Origin of the sequence: Bowmanella denitrificans, from assembly GCF_039522935.1 — a bacterium.
GTDB classification, from domain to species: domain Bacteria; phylum Pseudomonadota; class Gammaproteobacteria; order Enterobacterales; family Alteromonadaceae; genus Bowmanella; species Bowmanella denitrificans.
Map to the genome: position 1 here is coordinate 459,040 of NZ_BAAAEI010000006.1, position 14,393 is coordinate 473,432.

Consider the following 14,393-nt stretch of genomic DNA (forward strand, 5'->3'; position numbering starts at 1 on the left):
GGCTCGGCTCCTGAGCCTGCTGATGGGCCGCGGCCAGCGGCAAACGCACACTGACCCGGGTATATTCACCCGGTTGTGACCATATCTGGATACCCCCACCTGCCGCCTCAACCAGTTGTTTCACCAGCGGCAATCCCAGCCCCAGGCCATAGGACTGCTTGCCTTCACCTATCTGCACGTAGCGCTCAAACACGCTGTGTAGCTGCTCTTCGGCTATGCCTTCGCCGCCATTTTGCACATCCAGTTGCCAGTGCTCGGCATCCAGCCAGGCCCGGATACTGATGGCGCTGCCAGGCGGCGAATACTTAATCGCGTTATTTACCAGGTTGGTAATGACCTTATCCAGGGTGTCCGGTGCGCAGTACACCACCGCCGGGGGATTGTCCTCCAGACTCAGGCGGCCCTGTGCCACAAAACCCCGGTAGGTGGTCAGGTAGAACTCCACAAATTCATGGGCCCGGTAACAATGGGCAGCATTATCGCGCTTGTCCATCTCCCGGGCTTGCGATAAATCCAGCATGCTGTCCAGCAAATGACTGATGCGGTAAATCAGACGGTGCAGTTTCTGCTGTCGTTCCCCTTCACCGTAGCTGCCACGCATTACCCCCAACATCAGGGTCAGCGGGGTTTTTAGTTCATGGGCTATGTTGGCCAGCAGATCTTCTTTGTAGCTGAGGGTCGTGGCCAGCACCTGATGCTGATGCGCAATTTCGTCACTTTTTTGCCGCAGATGTGCAGTTTGCTTGTCCACTTGCAATTGCAGCTCTTCGTTGCGCTTTTTTAACAACGTGTTGCGCTGCTGGCGCAATTGCAACACCTGATCGGCTATCGCCACAGAAAACATTACAATTGCCAGCGCCAACCCCAGCGTTACGACATTTTCTGTCAACCAGGTGCCAGGCAGGATCCCATAGTAGGTGGGGACCGAGACAGTTGCCACGCTGCTACCCGGGATCCAGGCCAGCGCCATAATGGCAGCGGTACGATCTCTTCGTTTCAGTCCTAGTAATAGCCCCAGTATCGCCATTACCCCGGAAATAAATATAAACAGGGAAAAAATGTGCATTGGCCATATCTGCCCGGGGGCCATATAGGTCATAAAGATGACCAGCATATAGCTCGCCACATAGCCCTTGGCAGCCCAGCCAAAGATGCGGTCAAAGCGCAGTGAGAAGCGTCTGAACTGCACAAAGTGACGCATAAACTGAACGATACAAAAGCCCAGTGAAGCAATCACCGTGTTGAATACAAAATCCAGGGTTGACTGCGCATACAGCCGACTGTCGATAAGATGAGCCAGTTGCAGGTACATTACACTCCAGACCAAAGAGCTCAGGCAAATGCCGGCAAAATACAGATAGGCAGGCTCACGCCCCAGGGCAAAGATCAACAAACCAATCAGTGTGGCCAACAGCATCAGCCCCAGTACCGCGCCCCAGAAATAGTTTTCAAGCTGGTTAACACGTTGCAACTGCCATAAAGGTAACAACCGATGGCCAATGGGTTGAATACCTTGTTGATAGATCTTGATGTAAAACGGGCGGCTGACATCCAGATTCTGATCAAGGGAGGCAGCTGAGCGCAGCTCGGCATAATCCCATTGCCAGGCGGGTATATCGCGGCCAAATGACTTGGTGTGCCAGGCCCCCTGATTGTCCTGGAAATAAAGCTGATAAAGGCCAGGGTAATAAAACTGTACAACCACAGGATCCTGAAAGTCAGTGTCAGCCAGCTTAAATCTGAGCCAGGTTGCGGCGAACTTTCGTCCCGACGAAGTATGGGACTTAAGTTCGGCAAAGGCATATTGCTGCGGCTTGTCCAATATATCCAACAGGCTGAGCTGCACAGAATCGACACCCAGCGAGGCAAGCGCGTAGCCAGGTGCATGTTTATCAGTTGAAGGAGCGGCAAAACAGGAATAGCAACCTGACAACAGAATAATAAAAAGCAGTGCAACAGGCAAAGCAGGTTTGCAAATCATTTTGCGGCACAATCCCAAACTAAACAGCCGTTCAGAATACTACTAAATGCAGCTGATCGGTGTCGTTAAGTTTTGCATCAAACGCGCATTGTTTATCAGTTATCGCTCTGGTTAGTTTGACACGGCTTTATTCATCTGCACCGTCGGTTGCCTGGACCAGGCGTGCCGTTGGTCACGCTCGACAGCCTGCCAAATCAGCTCTAAGCCCGATTGCATCTGCGGGATTTGTTCCGATAGCGGTGACACAACTGCATGTAAACGTTCGGGTAATTTCAGGTAGGCGGCTGCAAAGGTATAACCCGCACCAAAAGCCGTTAGCAGCAGGCGCTGCCCAGCCCTAACCCGCTGCTGCTGAATTGCTTCACAAACAGCAATAGGGATACTGGCCGCAGAGGTGTTGCCATAATGGCGGATGTTGCTGAATACTTTGTCGTCATCCAGTCCTAGCTTGTCTGCCACGACTTGTAAAATTCGCGCATTTGCCTGATGACCAATATAGAGATCCAGTTGTGTTTCATCCACACAGGCTTGCGCCATCACCTGACGAGCGCTAAGCAGCATTGAACTTACGGCTTGCTTGAACACATCTTTACCATCAAACAGAAAGTTAAGAGAAGGTGAGGTTTTCAGATAACGGTTATGCCCTGCCCCATAGTCTGTCACCTTAATGGCCTCGTTACCGCGACAGTCTCCGCCAATATGGGTACAAATCGCCCCCCCTGCTTGTTCATCGCGACACAGTAACAGCGCCCCAGCACCATCACCAAAAAGTATCGATGTAGAACGCTGCGACCAATTCTGGAACCAGCTTAATCGCTCTGCCCCCACCAACAGAATCCTTCTATGTGCACCACTTTCAATCAGACTGGCCGCCAGATGCATGGCATATAAGAACCCGCCGCACGCCGCATTAAGATCAAAGCACGCGATATTCGCGCCCCCCAGTTTGGCCAACGTACGGCTGGCGGCACTGGGAACCAGAGTATCCGGAGTGGTGGTGCAAAGTATCAACAGATCCACTTCATGAATCCCAAGACCTGCGCAAGCTAGAGCATTGCTGGCAGCCAGTGCAGCCATTTCAGACACCGGAAACGCCGATATTCGGCGCTCTTTAATGCCGGTCCGGGCAAAGATCCATTCATCATTGGTATCCAGAAACTGGCTCAAATCATCATTGCTCAGACGACTGGCGGGCAGTGCCTTTCCCCACCCTAGCAGTGTTACGTGTTTATACATCTTGTCCCTGCATTTCACAGCTCAAATCAAGAGGGTCAGGCTATCTCAGAGCTCGCACGATATATGCCTTCAATCGCGCGTGCTGTGTTTTACAACGCGCGAATCAGCGCTCATCTCAATATGCGCGTTAATCAACAAGATTTGCCCGTCAGCTAGAAGAAGACAGCAGCAGACAGGTTTTATATTGCCGTCGAAGTAATCAAAAGGAGAGACAGATGAGGAAAGTGATCGGCACATGCCTGTTATTGAGTTTTAGCAGCCTGACTCAAGCAGCGCTTATTCATTCCAGCACCCAGGTGCAGGGCAATAGCTTAATAGAAAGCTTCGATTTAGCACCAAATACAAGCATAACCATCAGAGACGAGGGCCTGCAGTTTAACAACTGGTTGAACATCGCCCTGATGCCAACATCTACAGGTGCCAAAGGCACAGGCACTATTGGTATCGGTATGCCTAATATGGGTTTTGGCAATAATGGTACCTGGTATGGGAGTGATCCTGAGCGTGGGGGCTATTTGTTTCGTCATGAGTCCATGCGAAGACCCGAAAGCCAGGCAACTCGTTTTACCCTTAGCGGCCTTCATAGCTTTGTTGGTGCGGATTTTATCACTACTGCACGGGACGAAGTGAATGCTTTCGAAATTCGGGCTCTGGATCAAAATGCCAACCTGCTGGAGAGTTACCGTATTGATGCGTTGATGCCCTCAGGCGGGGAATTTCTGGGTATACAACGGGCACAAAACGATATCCGCTATTTCGAGTTTGTGAATCTGAATATCAATAGCCGCCCGACTACGGCACTGGACAATTTCAGAGTCAGTACCATGGTCACCGGTCAGATTGATGAACCTACCACCTGGTCTCTGCTTGCTTTGTCATTGCTGGCCATGGCTTCAACAGCAAAAACCAGGCGAAAAGCAAAATACTCTGAGAGCTAACTTGTAAGTCACGCTTGACAAAAATTGCCCGTTGTATGTCAGCCTTCTGTTGAAAGGGTTGCTACTTTGTCGGCGTTTTTCATTAGCTGCATTTTACTTAACACCACACATTCAGGAGACAAAGATGATTAAACGCTTATATAAAGCAGGATGGCTGAGTGCTTTACTGCTTACCAATGCTGCCCACGCCGCCATTATTAATATTGATTTTACCGCCCATGGCCAGGAAGCCACCCGTGCGACTGAGATATGGAATGCCGTTACCTTTAACCAAAGTCGCTATGGTCTGACGGCAGAGAATGGCTCTGTTTATGAATTGGGTCTGCACTTAAGTGGCGGTCTGTCGTCTTTATATCAAAGCAATCTCAGTGACCCGTTATTCGATACCGGTATTCAATCGAGTGATGCATCAACTCCCACTGAATTCTATATATTGGGTGACGTAATGGAGCAGATGAATAACTACAGGCTAAGAATTTTTGGCACTGAGGATATGGAATTCGGCTTTAAACACCAATATGGGGAAAACCCTTACGGCTTTCATGTAGGCAATTCCACGTACCATCCAACCTTATTGGGCGACGGTATGGCGGTAGTGGATATCGCCTCCCGTACTAGCGTTTATCTGAGTGAACTGAATGCACCACTGCCACAATTGGGATTCAAATTCCAACTATTTGCCGGCAGCATCAGCGGTATCAGCATTGAAGGCGACTTCGGTGAACCGCGCAGCCAGGCCGTACCTGAACCCACGCCAATCGCCTTATTGCTGGCCGGGCTGGGGCTGTTGGGCTTAGCTCGCATTCGCCTAAACAAACAGAAACCTTGAATCTGATTTGCTATCGGTCCGGAACGAAATCTCCGGACCGGTTGAGAACATCCGTCTATCCAGACAAACAGGTAGCGTGAAGCATGTTCAATGTTCAGATTCAATCGGTGGCCTGAGCGGCATATAATCGTTGGTAGTCACATCCAGTAAAAAGTCTTGATAGTATTGCCAGTAGCGGCTGCGACGCTGGGGGTCTTTTGGCACATACCAGCGCTGCATCATTGCCCGGTAGGGCTGACTGTCGCGCGACGCCAGCAATATGCTGTTGATCTGGGCAATCACTTTGTGCCCCCAGGCATTATCTGCACAGGTAACGGCAGCCCGACCAATAGCAAACGGCAGTTCTTCAATTTGCGCACAATCAAAGCCGTGCTCAAATTGCCCATTTTGCTGTAGATAACGCACCGTGGAACAAAGCTCAATGGTGTAGCCAGCCCGGCCTTTATCCAACATATGCAATATGCCTTCACTTAAGGACTGCCCGGCCCGGGTTTGGTAGTGCACACCAGGCTGAAAGTTGGCCAATATTCTGTCAAGCTGCTGATAAGGGCGTCCGGCAGCAAGCAACAATGCACCGGGTTGGTCACTTAACAATTGGCCTAGTGATAAGGTTGTCGGTGCCACTTGGTTACTCAGCCTGGCACTGACCAGACTATAAGAGAAGTAAATATTGGTGGGTAAACTGATGCTGTTACGGCTGTCAGTCTGTGCATCATAATCAGAATTTACCGTACATACGGCTTTGCCCTGTTCCAGATCGGCATATAAACGTGCGGCATTGACCAGTAAAGACTTGTGCTGGTAGCCAGACAGTCGCGCTTGTATAAACTGTTGAATATCGTCACCCAACCCCTGCCCTTTAAAGGGACCATTAACAATGGTATAGGGTGGGAAGTCCAGCTTGTACCAGTTAAGTGGGGCATTTGGTTCGGCCAGCACAGAGGTTACGCCAGTGCAGGCCAGTAACACCAGGGTCAGTATTCCACGCAACACAAATTCCAACCGCTTTCAATTCAATGACCTTAGCTGAAAAACCACCGACATGTATAGCCAAACCACCTCAGGCCGCACACAAAAAATTTCTTGCTCCTGTCGAATCCGACATACCTGTAACGACTAGCTTGCAGAACAGCCATTTTGGTTGTCTGAATAACCTTATGTATGGAGAGTCTCGTGTCAAAAATGATCTTTGTTAATCTGCCGGTTTCCGACCTTAACGCATCCATGGCCTTTTATCAGGCGCTGGGCTTTGACAATAACCCGCATTTCACTGACGAAACAGCAGCCTGCATGGTCTGGAGTGAATCTATTCACGTGATGCTGCTAACACATGATAAGTGGCGGCATTTTACCTCCAGGCCAATCCCATCCAAAGATTCAAGTGAGGTGATGCTGGCACTGTCCTGTGACAGCCAGGACGCCGTGGATAGTATGAACCATGTTGCAGCAATAAAGGGCGGTACAGCCGATATCAATCCCAAACAAGAACTGGGCTTTATGTACAGTCGCGCACTGGCTGACCTCGATGGCCATGTGTGGGAGGCTGTATGGATGGATCCTGCGGCCATACCGCCACAGAGTTAACGAGCTTGAGCGAAACTTGCCATCCACCAGATAAGGTGGATGGCAAGGCTGTCCTTCTGTTTAATCGGCCTTTTTTGGCAACAATCTGGCAGAGTGCTGCAAATATGCCCTGGCTTTGGCTCTGACCAACTCCGTTTTAGCCTGCTCTGAGCCAACGTGCACTTCTTCCAGCGTTTCAGCCAAGTTGCCAAGTTCCAGATCCAGACGCTGCAGTGCATTTTCCAGGCTGTATGTCAGTTCATGTACCAACACCATATCCTCGATAGTCAGCTCAGCTTTGTTGACCACTTGTTGTAATTTGGCATTGTAAAGATCAAGATTTTGCAGCGCCTGTTCCAGGCTTTCGGCACTTTGACCGTGATAATGATCAGGTCTTGTCTCTGCACTTGCCAGTGTGGAACACATTAACATCGCCATTCCAGCGGCTAACCTTCTGTATTGCATGGGTAATCCTTTTTATAGTTTAAAGTCAACAATGTTATTGATAACCATTTTCATTTGCAAGTTTATTTGTAAGACTTACAAGCTGTAACAAAAGCCCACAATATTTAACCTGCAATCTATTCAGCAACTGCCTAGGATAGATTTCGGGGCTTATACACAATCGGGGGATAAATGAAATACCTGCTAGTCATTTTCGCACTGCTGACCCTGGCGAGTTGCAGTAACAGAGCGGTCTATGAAAACCTGCAAACTAATAAACGCCATGCCTGCTTGAAGGTGCCACAGCCAGACTATGAAAAATGTATGGAGGGCATGGACAAAAGTTACCAGCAATACGAACAAGAACGCCAGGAAGCGATAGAAAAGCCTTAACGTCCACACTGCCAGGGAATCGGCCCTATGCGCAACATACTGTTATTGATCAGTTCTATCCTATCTGCATCAGCGTTAGCCAATCCGTCACCACCGGCGTGGCTGGCACAAGGCCCTTATGTAGACAGTGACAATTTTGCCATCTCAGTGCCATTGGATGAGGTTGCCGGTAAGCTCTATGTCAACGTAAAGATTGGCGGCCAGTATAAACGTTTTGTTTTTGATACTGGCTCTCCTTCCATGCTCAGTCGTGAGCTGGCTGAGCAATTAAATCTGCCAGTAGTCGATACACGGCAGGGCAAAGATGCACACGGCACTGTGGTGCAGACCCAGATCATGCAGGCAGACCTGACACTGGCGGACCTAACGTTTAATAAAGTGCCAGTGTATGTCGCCGACTTCCCCCATACGGCAAAGTGCTTGTTTGACGGCGTATTGGGCTCCGAATTGCTGCCACTTTGCCTGTGGCAAATCGATACACCAGGCAAGGCCCTACGCTGTCACAGTCAGCCTCAAACCCTGAATCATCTTAACAAGGCACAGAAGCTAACTCTGCACAACATTGGTTACCCGCATATGCCTATTCTGGACATACAGTTTGCCAAACATGCCAGCAGCAAAGCCATGTTTGATACCGGCTCGGCAGAATACCTGACCCTTTCCCCTCAGGACTTCGACGGGGCCAATCGCAATCAGGCCATAGTCAAAGTGACGGCAGGCCATGGTTCTTTGGGCAGCTCATTAGGCGGGCAAGCAGCAGTTGATGCACAGCGTCTTGCCAGCGTAAAAACCTTGCAATTGGGTGAACTTGTGCTCGACAACCTGCAGGCCCCCGTGCGGGAACACGCGCCCAGTTTACTGGGCTCGGCGCTGCTCAGGCATTTTATTATTACCCTGGACAGTAAAAGCCAAGCCGCCTATTTCAAGGCGTATCAGCAAGGTCCCTATAGCAAAGAGGGATACGGCTTTGCGTTGAGCTTTGAATCGCTATCGCAGAACACTCAATCCTATGCGTCTCAACCTTCTATTTCGCTGGTCTGGCAGGACTCGCCTGCGGCTAAAGCCGGCTTGAAAGTAGGGCAAAAGGTTAGCGCTATAGATGGCATGGCATTAAATGGCAGTTGTGACAACCTGCGTCAAACCCAGCAGTTACTGTCAGAGAGTCAACAACTGACATTGACTCTGGAGCGGCAAGAGATAAAGTTACAAAAAGCAGCACGGTGATAACTCTCGAAGTCAAAGTCTGAGATAAATCAAAGTCTTGTCCTGCAGTTCAGGCTATTATGTCTGGACTGATTAAAGATACTCACAGCTGGACTTTATGCGCGTGATTCTGTTGGCATGGCTGCTATTAAACACACCCTTTGGCCATGCTAAGACCACAGTCCTTCTGGCGGCGGAAAGCAGTTGGCCGCCCTTTTCCAAACCTTCAGCCAGAGAAACAATGCTTATATTAGTTAAAGGCTTACGCCTGCTGCGTAATGCCCCGTCACTTCATCCCTGATTATCGGTTGCGACAAAAAAATGCAGATTAAACCTTACTCTTATCCCATTACTGGCACGCTGATGAAACTGCTGCTGGAAGCCGATCCTGACAGCAAGGCCGTTGATGCCTATCTGAAAGACGCCCGGGTATTTGTCGCATCTCAGCAGGCTGAACCTGTCGGTATCGCCGTTTTACAAACCAGCGAGGATAGGGCTGAACTTAAAAATATTGCCGTTTGCCAGCATCACCGTGGTCAGGGTTTGGCCAAGCAGTTAATTGTGACGGTAAAGCAAGCAGCCAGCCAACTTGGCTATAGCAGCTTGCATGTAGGTACAGGTAACTCCAGTCTGTCTCAGCTTGCCCTTTACCAGAAATGTGGATTTCGTATGGAGTGCATCAGAAAGGATTTCTTTTCGACCTATCCGCAACCTATTTATGAAAATGGTATTCGTTGCCTGGATTTAGTGATGTTGCGAGCGCCCCTTTAAGCCATATTTGCAATCAGGAAGTCAACAGCACTTTTTCCGCTATCGGATCAACATACTGGCGATAAAACACAGCAGAGCTAACAAAATACCGGTAGAAGGGATCCTGAACCAATACAGCTTGCCCAGTACAACATAGCCACACAACATAATCAGGCCAACACTGGGCAAAAAATCGGCCTGAAACAACAGGGGTTGCCCCTTTAACGAAAGATAGCCAAACACCAGACCAAATAGCATGGCGCCCAGGCTATGACTTGCATTGAAACCCAGCCAGGCATTCCACATCGTGGTTTCCTGCGTAATAACCGGCGAAACCCTGGCCATGGCGTGTTTCAACTCATCGTCACGAGGAGTCAGTTTGGGCCCCCAAAAGGTGTAAGCCAAATGCACGGCTCCTAGTAAAAACATGATGCTGGCGCTGGCCAACATAAAAACGACAGTCATTGGTTTTGCTTCCTTATACGACACATTTACCTGACACTGGCAGCCAGACCATTAAGGGGTTTGGTAATAGATAGTTTTGTTGGAGAGTCCAAAAACTCATAGAAAATGACGATTTCAGACTTATATATCAGACTGGCACCGCAACACGCCAGAATCGCAGTATAGAAGGATTCAGCTTTCTGGATATCATTGCTACCGAGTGTTTTATGTGAAATCACGCTGCTTGCTTTCCTTATTGGTTGTCTCAAAAATAAGCACGACCATCAGCACAATGGGTCAACTCAGCCCCCTTAAATTCTCGGTAACACCGCCACGTGCTAAACTGATTTCCCAAACAATGTTATCAAAATGAATCTGCAAACAAAAAAGGGCAAGTCACACTGGACTTACCCTTTTGTTATCGCAGCTGCGGGCAGCAAAAACGCAGTTAGCCCACCTTTTTACTGGCAGGGAAAGTCGGTACGGGCTGGCCGGCCATATCCTGCACTACACGCATAACCTGGCAACTGTAGCCAAATTCATTGTCGTACCATACGTACAAGGTCGCTCTGTCGCCAGCAACGATAGTGGCTTGGGAGTCCACTACAGAGGCAAAACGCGAGCCGACCAAATCGCTGGACACCAGCTCCGTGGATGCGGTGTAGTCAATCTGGTGCTGTAAATCGGAGAACAGCGCCGTTTTGCGCAGAAACTCGTTGATTTCGTCCCGATCTGTCCCCTTACCCAGATTCAGATTCAAGATAGCCAGCGAAACATTAGGCGTGGGTACCCGAATGGCGTTGCCCGTGAGTTTACCTGCCAGTTTAGGGTAGGCCTTGGCAACCGCTTTGGCCGCACCGGTTTCGGTAATCACCATATTCAGTGGCGCAGCACGACCTCGGCGTTCGGCCTTGTGGAAGTTATCGATCAGGTTCTGGTCATTGGTATAGGAATGCACGGTTTCCACATGACCATTTTCAATGCCGTAATGCTCATCCAGGGCTTTCAGCACTGGGGTAATAGCATTGGTGGTACAGCTTGCCGCTGACAAAATATAATCGGTCGCTTCAATATCAGCATGGTTTACGCCATGTACAATATTTTTGATATCGCCTTTGCCTGGGGCCGTCAGCAGCACTTTTTTCGCCCCTTTGGACTGCAGATGCTGAGACAAACCATCACGATCACGCCACATACCGGTGTTATCAATAACAATGGCATTGTTAATACCGTACTGCTGATAATCTACTTCGGCCGGGCTGTTGGCGTAAATGACCTGAATATAGGCACCGTTGGCTTTCAGCGCATTACGCTCGTGGTCGATGGTGATACTGCCGTTAAATGGCCCATGCACGGAATCACGGCGTAACAGACTGGCACGTTTTTCCAGATCGCCCTCTTTGCCACCGCGCACAACAATGGCACGCAGGCGTAGTTTATTGTTTTTGCCATGACGCTCGATTAACAGGCGGGCCAGCAAGCGACCAATACGGCCAAAACCATACAGCACCACATCCTGCGGAGCATGATCATCATCGCGGTCGAGTATGTCAGCCAGCTCATCACGCAGGTAAGTTTCCACGTCACGGCCTTTAGCGGCATCACCATAGTGGTAGTTATACGCCAGTTTACCTAAATCAATCTGTGCTGGCGCCAGCTTCATCCGGCTCATAACGTCCAGCAGTGGCCAGCTTTCACGCAGACGCAGCTTTTCACCAGTGTGCAAACGCACGCTGCGATGGGCTTTTATGATATCAATGCTGTTGGCGCCAAGCAGCGGGCGACCATACAGGGTTATCTCAACAGCGCTATCGCGATGCAGTTTGCCCAGTAAGGGCTGCATTTTCTCGGCGAATTCCTGCCGTTCCTGCCAGCTATTGAGTAACGCTTCTTCATGTTGGTGATTCATGCACTCGACCTTTGCAACTAAATGGGTTGTAGGGTTGTGTTTGACAAGGGCTTCTTGTATTCCGGCTCAATATTCCATTGGCTTGGGTGGCCTGCGACTTGGCAATGTCAAAAACGGCCGCTATTTTAAAGAAACACAGGACTGTCGCCAAATTGTGCTAAAGTTTCAGCTTTAAGCAAAACGGCTGATTTATTGGGAAATTATCGGTAAACTTTCTTCATTTTGCTGGAGTGAATATGGGCAGATTTACGCCCTTGCTGCTGATCGTCTTGGCATTGACCGGTTGTGATAGGTTCAATCAGATAAACGTAAAGGATATCTGTGCCCAGCATCCGCAGATGTGCAGCGACTTAAATCCTGACGGTTGGTGCCGGGCGGAAAAAGCCAACATCATCAAACACCGTTTTGAACAAAGCCACAGCCCAACGGATAAGTTAAACTACGACTTGCTGCTGGACTTTGAGCGTTACAAAAAGTGTATTGCGAAGGCCTCGCAAATCGAGCACATCAAGCTCAAAGAAAAGAAAACCGAGCGGGTTAAAGGACTACTGACCGCTGAACGCGAGTTAAAACGTTTGGCAAGAGAGACCCGCGACTCTATGTCCCCTCACCTGCTTTACTACCACTGGTCGAGGTTTCATAACGATGAAGCGCTAAAACACTTCCTCGAATACGAAAAAACCAACCAACTGCAGTACCCCGAAATGCAGGTTGCCCTGGCCACCTATTACATAAAGTTTGATCGTCCCAAAACCATACAGTTGCTCTACCATGCCCTGGAATTGTACAAAGAAGGCGATGAGGTGGACCCGGAAATTTTTCGCAGCCTCACCAGTCTGTTTATGAAAGAAGAACAACTGGACTGGGCATATTTGTGGGGGTATGCCGGTCGCGAATTTGGCGTTGAAGACCTGGACCTAACCAGTCTTGAAGCCCTGTTACAAAAGCAGTCCAGACAGCTCAAACCGATTCGGGAAAAAGCCGATTCCTATGTGGATATGATTGAAGAGGGTCGCTTTGTCGCGCCACTTTAACGGCAAAAATCGCAGATTTCTGAAAGCCACTTTCAGAAAAAAATCATAAAAAAAGCCAGCGGATGCTGGCTTTTTGCTACTTTTTACCAAATTAGCGCTTAATCGCCACCTGAGGTTGCCCTTGCATGCTCCATTCAACATGGAATTTTTTACCTTGCGGCTTATCTACCCGTTCAAAGGTATGAGCACCAAAGTAATCACGCTGCCCTTGTAACAGGTTTGCTGGTAACACCGCGCACCGGTAAGAATCGTAGTAGTTTAATGCTGATGACATGGCTGCACAGGGGATCCCCATCAGTGTCGCGTCTGCCACAGCCTGACGCCAATTGCCCTGGAAAGACTGGATCTGGCTGGCAAAAAACGGATCCAACAACAAATTGGCCAGATTGTCGTTCTGCTCGTAGGCCTGGGTAATAGATTGCAGGAAAACTGCACGAATAATGCAACCGGCCCGCCAAATTTTGGCAATCTGGGCAAAATCCAGCTTCCAGTTCTGCTCTTTGCTGGCCATCGCCATCAGCTGAAAGCCCTGTGCATAGGCACAAATCTTTGAACAATACAGCGCATCATGCAGGTTTTGCACAGCACGTTGCTTTTGCTCTGCACTGAGTGTTACAGGGGCAGGACCTTTGAGCACTTCTGCCGCTTTAGTGCGCTCACCTTTAAGGCTGGAGATACTGCGGGCAAACACCGCCTGAGTAATAGTTTGTGCCGGACTGCCTACTTGCAAAGCACTGACTGCTGTCCATAAGCCCGTGCCCTTTTGCCCGGCTTTGTCAAGGATCATGTCTACCAGCGGCTGGCCGGTTTCTTCGTCGACTTTGTCCAGTACTTCGGCGCTGATTTCAATCAGATAGCTGTTCAGCAAACCGGCATTCCATTGGCGGAAGGTATCGGCAATTTCTGCCGCCTGCATGCCCAGTCCATCACGCATAATCTGATAGGCTTCGCAGATAAGCTGCATATCGGCATATTCGATGCCGTTATGCACCATTTTCACATAATGACCGGCCCCTACCGGCCCAATATAGGCCGCGCACGGTTCACCTTGCTTGACCGGCTGACCGGGGATATGGGATTCAATGGGCTTGCCGGACGCTGGATCGACTTTAGCCGCAATGGCTTCCCAAACCGGCTTGATTCTGGTCCAGGCATAAGGATCGCCCGATGGCATCAATGACGGCCCAAATCTGGCGCCGACTTCGCCACCGGAGACGGCGGTGGAAAAGAAAATAAACTTGCCTTTATAGTGCTTTTCCCGCTCGACCGAGTCTGTCCACAGACTGTTTCCGGTATCCACCACAATATCATCGGCGCCAATACCTGCGTCGATTAAATGGTGACAAACATGGTCTACGGGTTCACCGGCCGGAACAGATAAAACAATCAGACAGGGCTTTTTTAACTTGGCCAGCAGCTCGGTATATGAATGACAGCCCACGACCCTGGGACTTTGCCCATTACGCTCCTTCTCGTCTTGCGCGATAATGGCGTCTATCTTGGTCTGATCAAGGTCGAAACAGGCAATACGGTAGTCATTGTCGGCCAGATTCAGGGTCAGGTTTTTCCCCATCACCCCCAAACCGATAAAACCAATGTCGCAAAGTGCGGTGTCTTGCTGCATGTGTCATGTCCCGTTGTCAGTGGTGGGCGCTGGCGCCCCGGAAAA

At 49.7% G+C, this 14,393-nt stretch carries 14 protein-coding genes; 7 read left to right on the forward strand and 7 right to left on the reverse strand.

From position 1 onward, the window contains the following. A partial coding sequence (locus tag ABD028_RS05035; protein ID WP_343842500.1) for a sensor histidine kinase occupies nucleotides 1-1,981 on the reverse strand: 1,981 nt, incomplete at its 3' end. A 111-nt stretch (nucleotides 1,982-2,092) separates the two neighbouring features. Then, on the reverse strand, nucleotides 2,093-3,217 hold the full coding sequence (locus tag ABD028_RS05040; protein ID WP_343842502.1) for a beta-ketoacyl-ACP synthase III: 1,125 nt from the start codon (nucleotides 3,215-3,217) through the stop codon (nucleotides 2,093-2,095). Nucleotides 3,218-3,432: 215 nt separating this feature from the next. Between ABD028_RS05040 and ABD028_RS05045 the strand changes: the two genes are divergently transcribed. Both ABD028_RS05045 and ABD028_RS05050 read left to right on the forward strand, forming a co-directional pair. Then, nucleotides 3,433-4,155 (forward strand): hypothetical protein, encoded by a 723-nt coding sequence (locus ABD028_RS05045; protein WP_343842504.1) that lies wholly within the window; start codon nucleotides 3,433-3,435, stop codon nucleotides 4,153-4,155. Nucleotides 4,156-4,279: 124 nt separating this feature from the next. Continuing rightward, nucleotides 4,280-4,984 (forward strand): PEP-CTERM sorting domain-containing protein, encoded by a 705-nt coding sequence (locus tag ABD028_RS05050; RefSeq protein WP_343842506.1) that lies wholly within the window; start codon nucleotides 4,280-4,282, stop codon nucleotides 4,982-4,984. An 87-nt stretch (nucleotides 4,985-5,071) separates the two neighbouring features. Here the strand turns inward: ABD028_RS05050 and ABD028_RS05055 are convergent, their stop codons facing one another. Further along, on the reverse strand, nucleotides 5,072-5,974 hold the full coding sequence (locus ABD028_RS05055) for a hypothetical protein (protein WP_343842508.1): 903 nt from the start codon (nucleotides 5,972-5,974) through the stop codon (nucleotides 5,072-5,074). Nucleotides 5,975-6,166: 192 nt separating this feature from the next. Here ABD028_RS05055 and ABD028_RS05060 point away from each other — a divergent pair, with 192 nt between their 5' ends. Beyond that, complete coding sequence (locus tag ABD028_RS05060; protein WP_343844037.1) at nucleotides 6,167-6,568, forward strand: VOC family protein; 402 nt, start codon at nucleotides 6,167-6,169, stop codon at nucleotides 6,566-6,568. A gap of 60 nt (nucleotides 6,569-6,628) precedes the next feature. On the opposite strand, the gene ABD028_RS05065 is transcribed toward ABD028_RS05060, so the two are convergent. Next, nucleotides 6,629-7,012 carry a DUF6746 family protein gene (locus ABD028_RS05065; RefSeq protein ID WP_343842511.1) on the reverse strand — a complete coding sequence of 128 codons (384 nt, stop codon included), beginning with the start codon at nucleotides 7,010-7,012 and terminating at the stop codon, nucleotides 6,629-6,631. Nucleotides 7,013-7,183: 171 nt separating this feature from the next. On the opposite strand from ABD028_RS05065, the gene ABD028_RS05070 reads away from it, so the two are divergent. The 3 genes from ABD028_RS05070 (at nucleotide 7,184) to ABD028_RS05080 (ending at nucleotide 9,358) form a co-directional block, all read left to right on the forward strand. Continuing rightward, a complete protein-coding gene (locus ABD028_RS05070; protein ID WP_343842513.1) occupies nucleotides 7,184-7,384 on the forward strand; it encodes a hypothetical protein in 201 nt (66 codons plus the stop codon). Nucleotides 7,385-7,411: 27 nt separating this feature from the next. After that, a complete protein-coding gene (locus ABD028_RS05075) occupies nucleotides 7,412-8,608 on the forward strand; it encodes a retropepsin-like aspartic protease (RefSeq protein ID WP_343842515.1) in 1,197 nt (398 codons plus the stop codon). A gap of 300 nt (nucleotides 8,609-8,908) precedes the next feature. Further along, a complete protein-coding gene (locus ABD028_RS05080; protein WP_343842517.1) occupies nucleotides 8,909-9,358 on the forward strand; it encodes a GNAT family N-acetyltransferase in 450 nt (149 codons plus the stop codon). Nucleotides 9,359-9,397: 39 nt separating this feature from the next. Here the strand turns inward: ABD028_RS05080 and ABD028_RS05085 are convergent, their stop codons facing one another. Continuing rightward, nucleotides 9,398-9,802, reverse strand: a complete 405-nt coding sequence (locus ABD028_RS05085; RefSeq protein ID WP_343842520.1) for an LIC_13387 family protein — start codon at nucleotides 9,800-9,802, stop codon at nucleotides 9,398-9,400. A 427-nt stretch (nucleotides 9,803-10,229) separates the two neighbouring features. After that, a complete protein-coding gene (locus tag ABD028_RS05090; RefSeq protein WP_102797017.1) occupies nucleotides 10,230-11,690 on the reverse strand; it encodes a glyceraldehyde-3-phosphate dehydrogenase in 1,461 nt (486 codons plus the stop codon). Between the two features lie 236 nt (nucleotides 11,691-11,926). Between ABD028_RS05090 and ABD028_RS05095 the strand changes: the two genes are divergently transcribed. After that, the gene (locus ABD028_RS05095; RefSeq protein ID WP_343842524.1) at nucleotides 11,927-12,724 is read left to right on the forward strand and encodes a DUF2989 domain-containing protein; all 798 of its coding nucleotides are present in this window, start codon (nucleotides 11,927-11,929) and stop codon (nucleotides 12,722-12,724) included. 91 nt (nucleotides 12,725-12,815) lie between these two features. Here the strand turns inward: ABD028_RS05095 and gndA are convergent, their stop codons facing one another. Further along, entirely contained in the window at nucleotides 12,816-14,348 is a 1,533-nt protein-coding gene (gene gndA / locus ABD028_RS05100; RefSeq protein ID WP_102797019.1) for an NADP-dependent phosphogluconate dehydrogenase, read from the reverse strand. Nucleotides 14,349-14,393 lie beyond the last annotated feature (45 nt).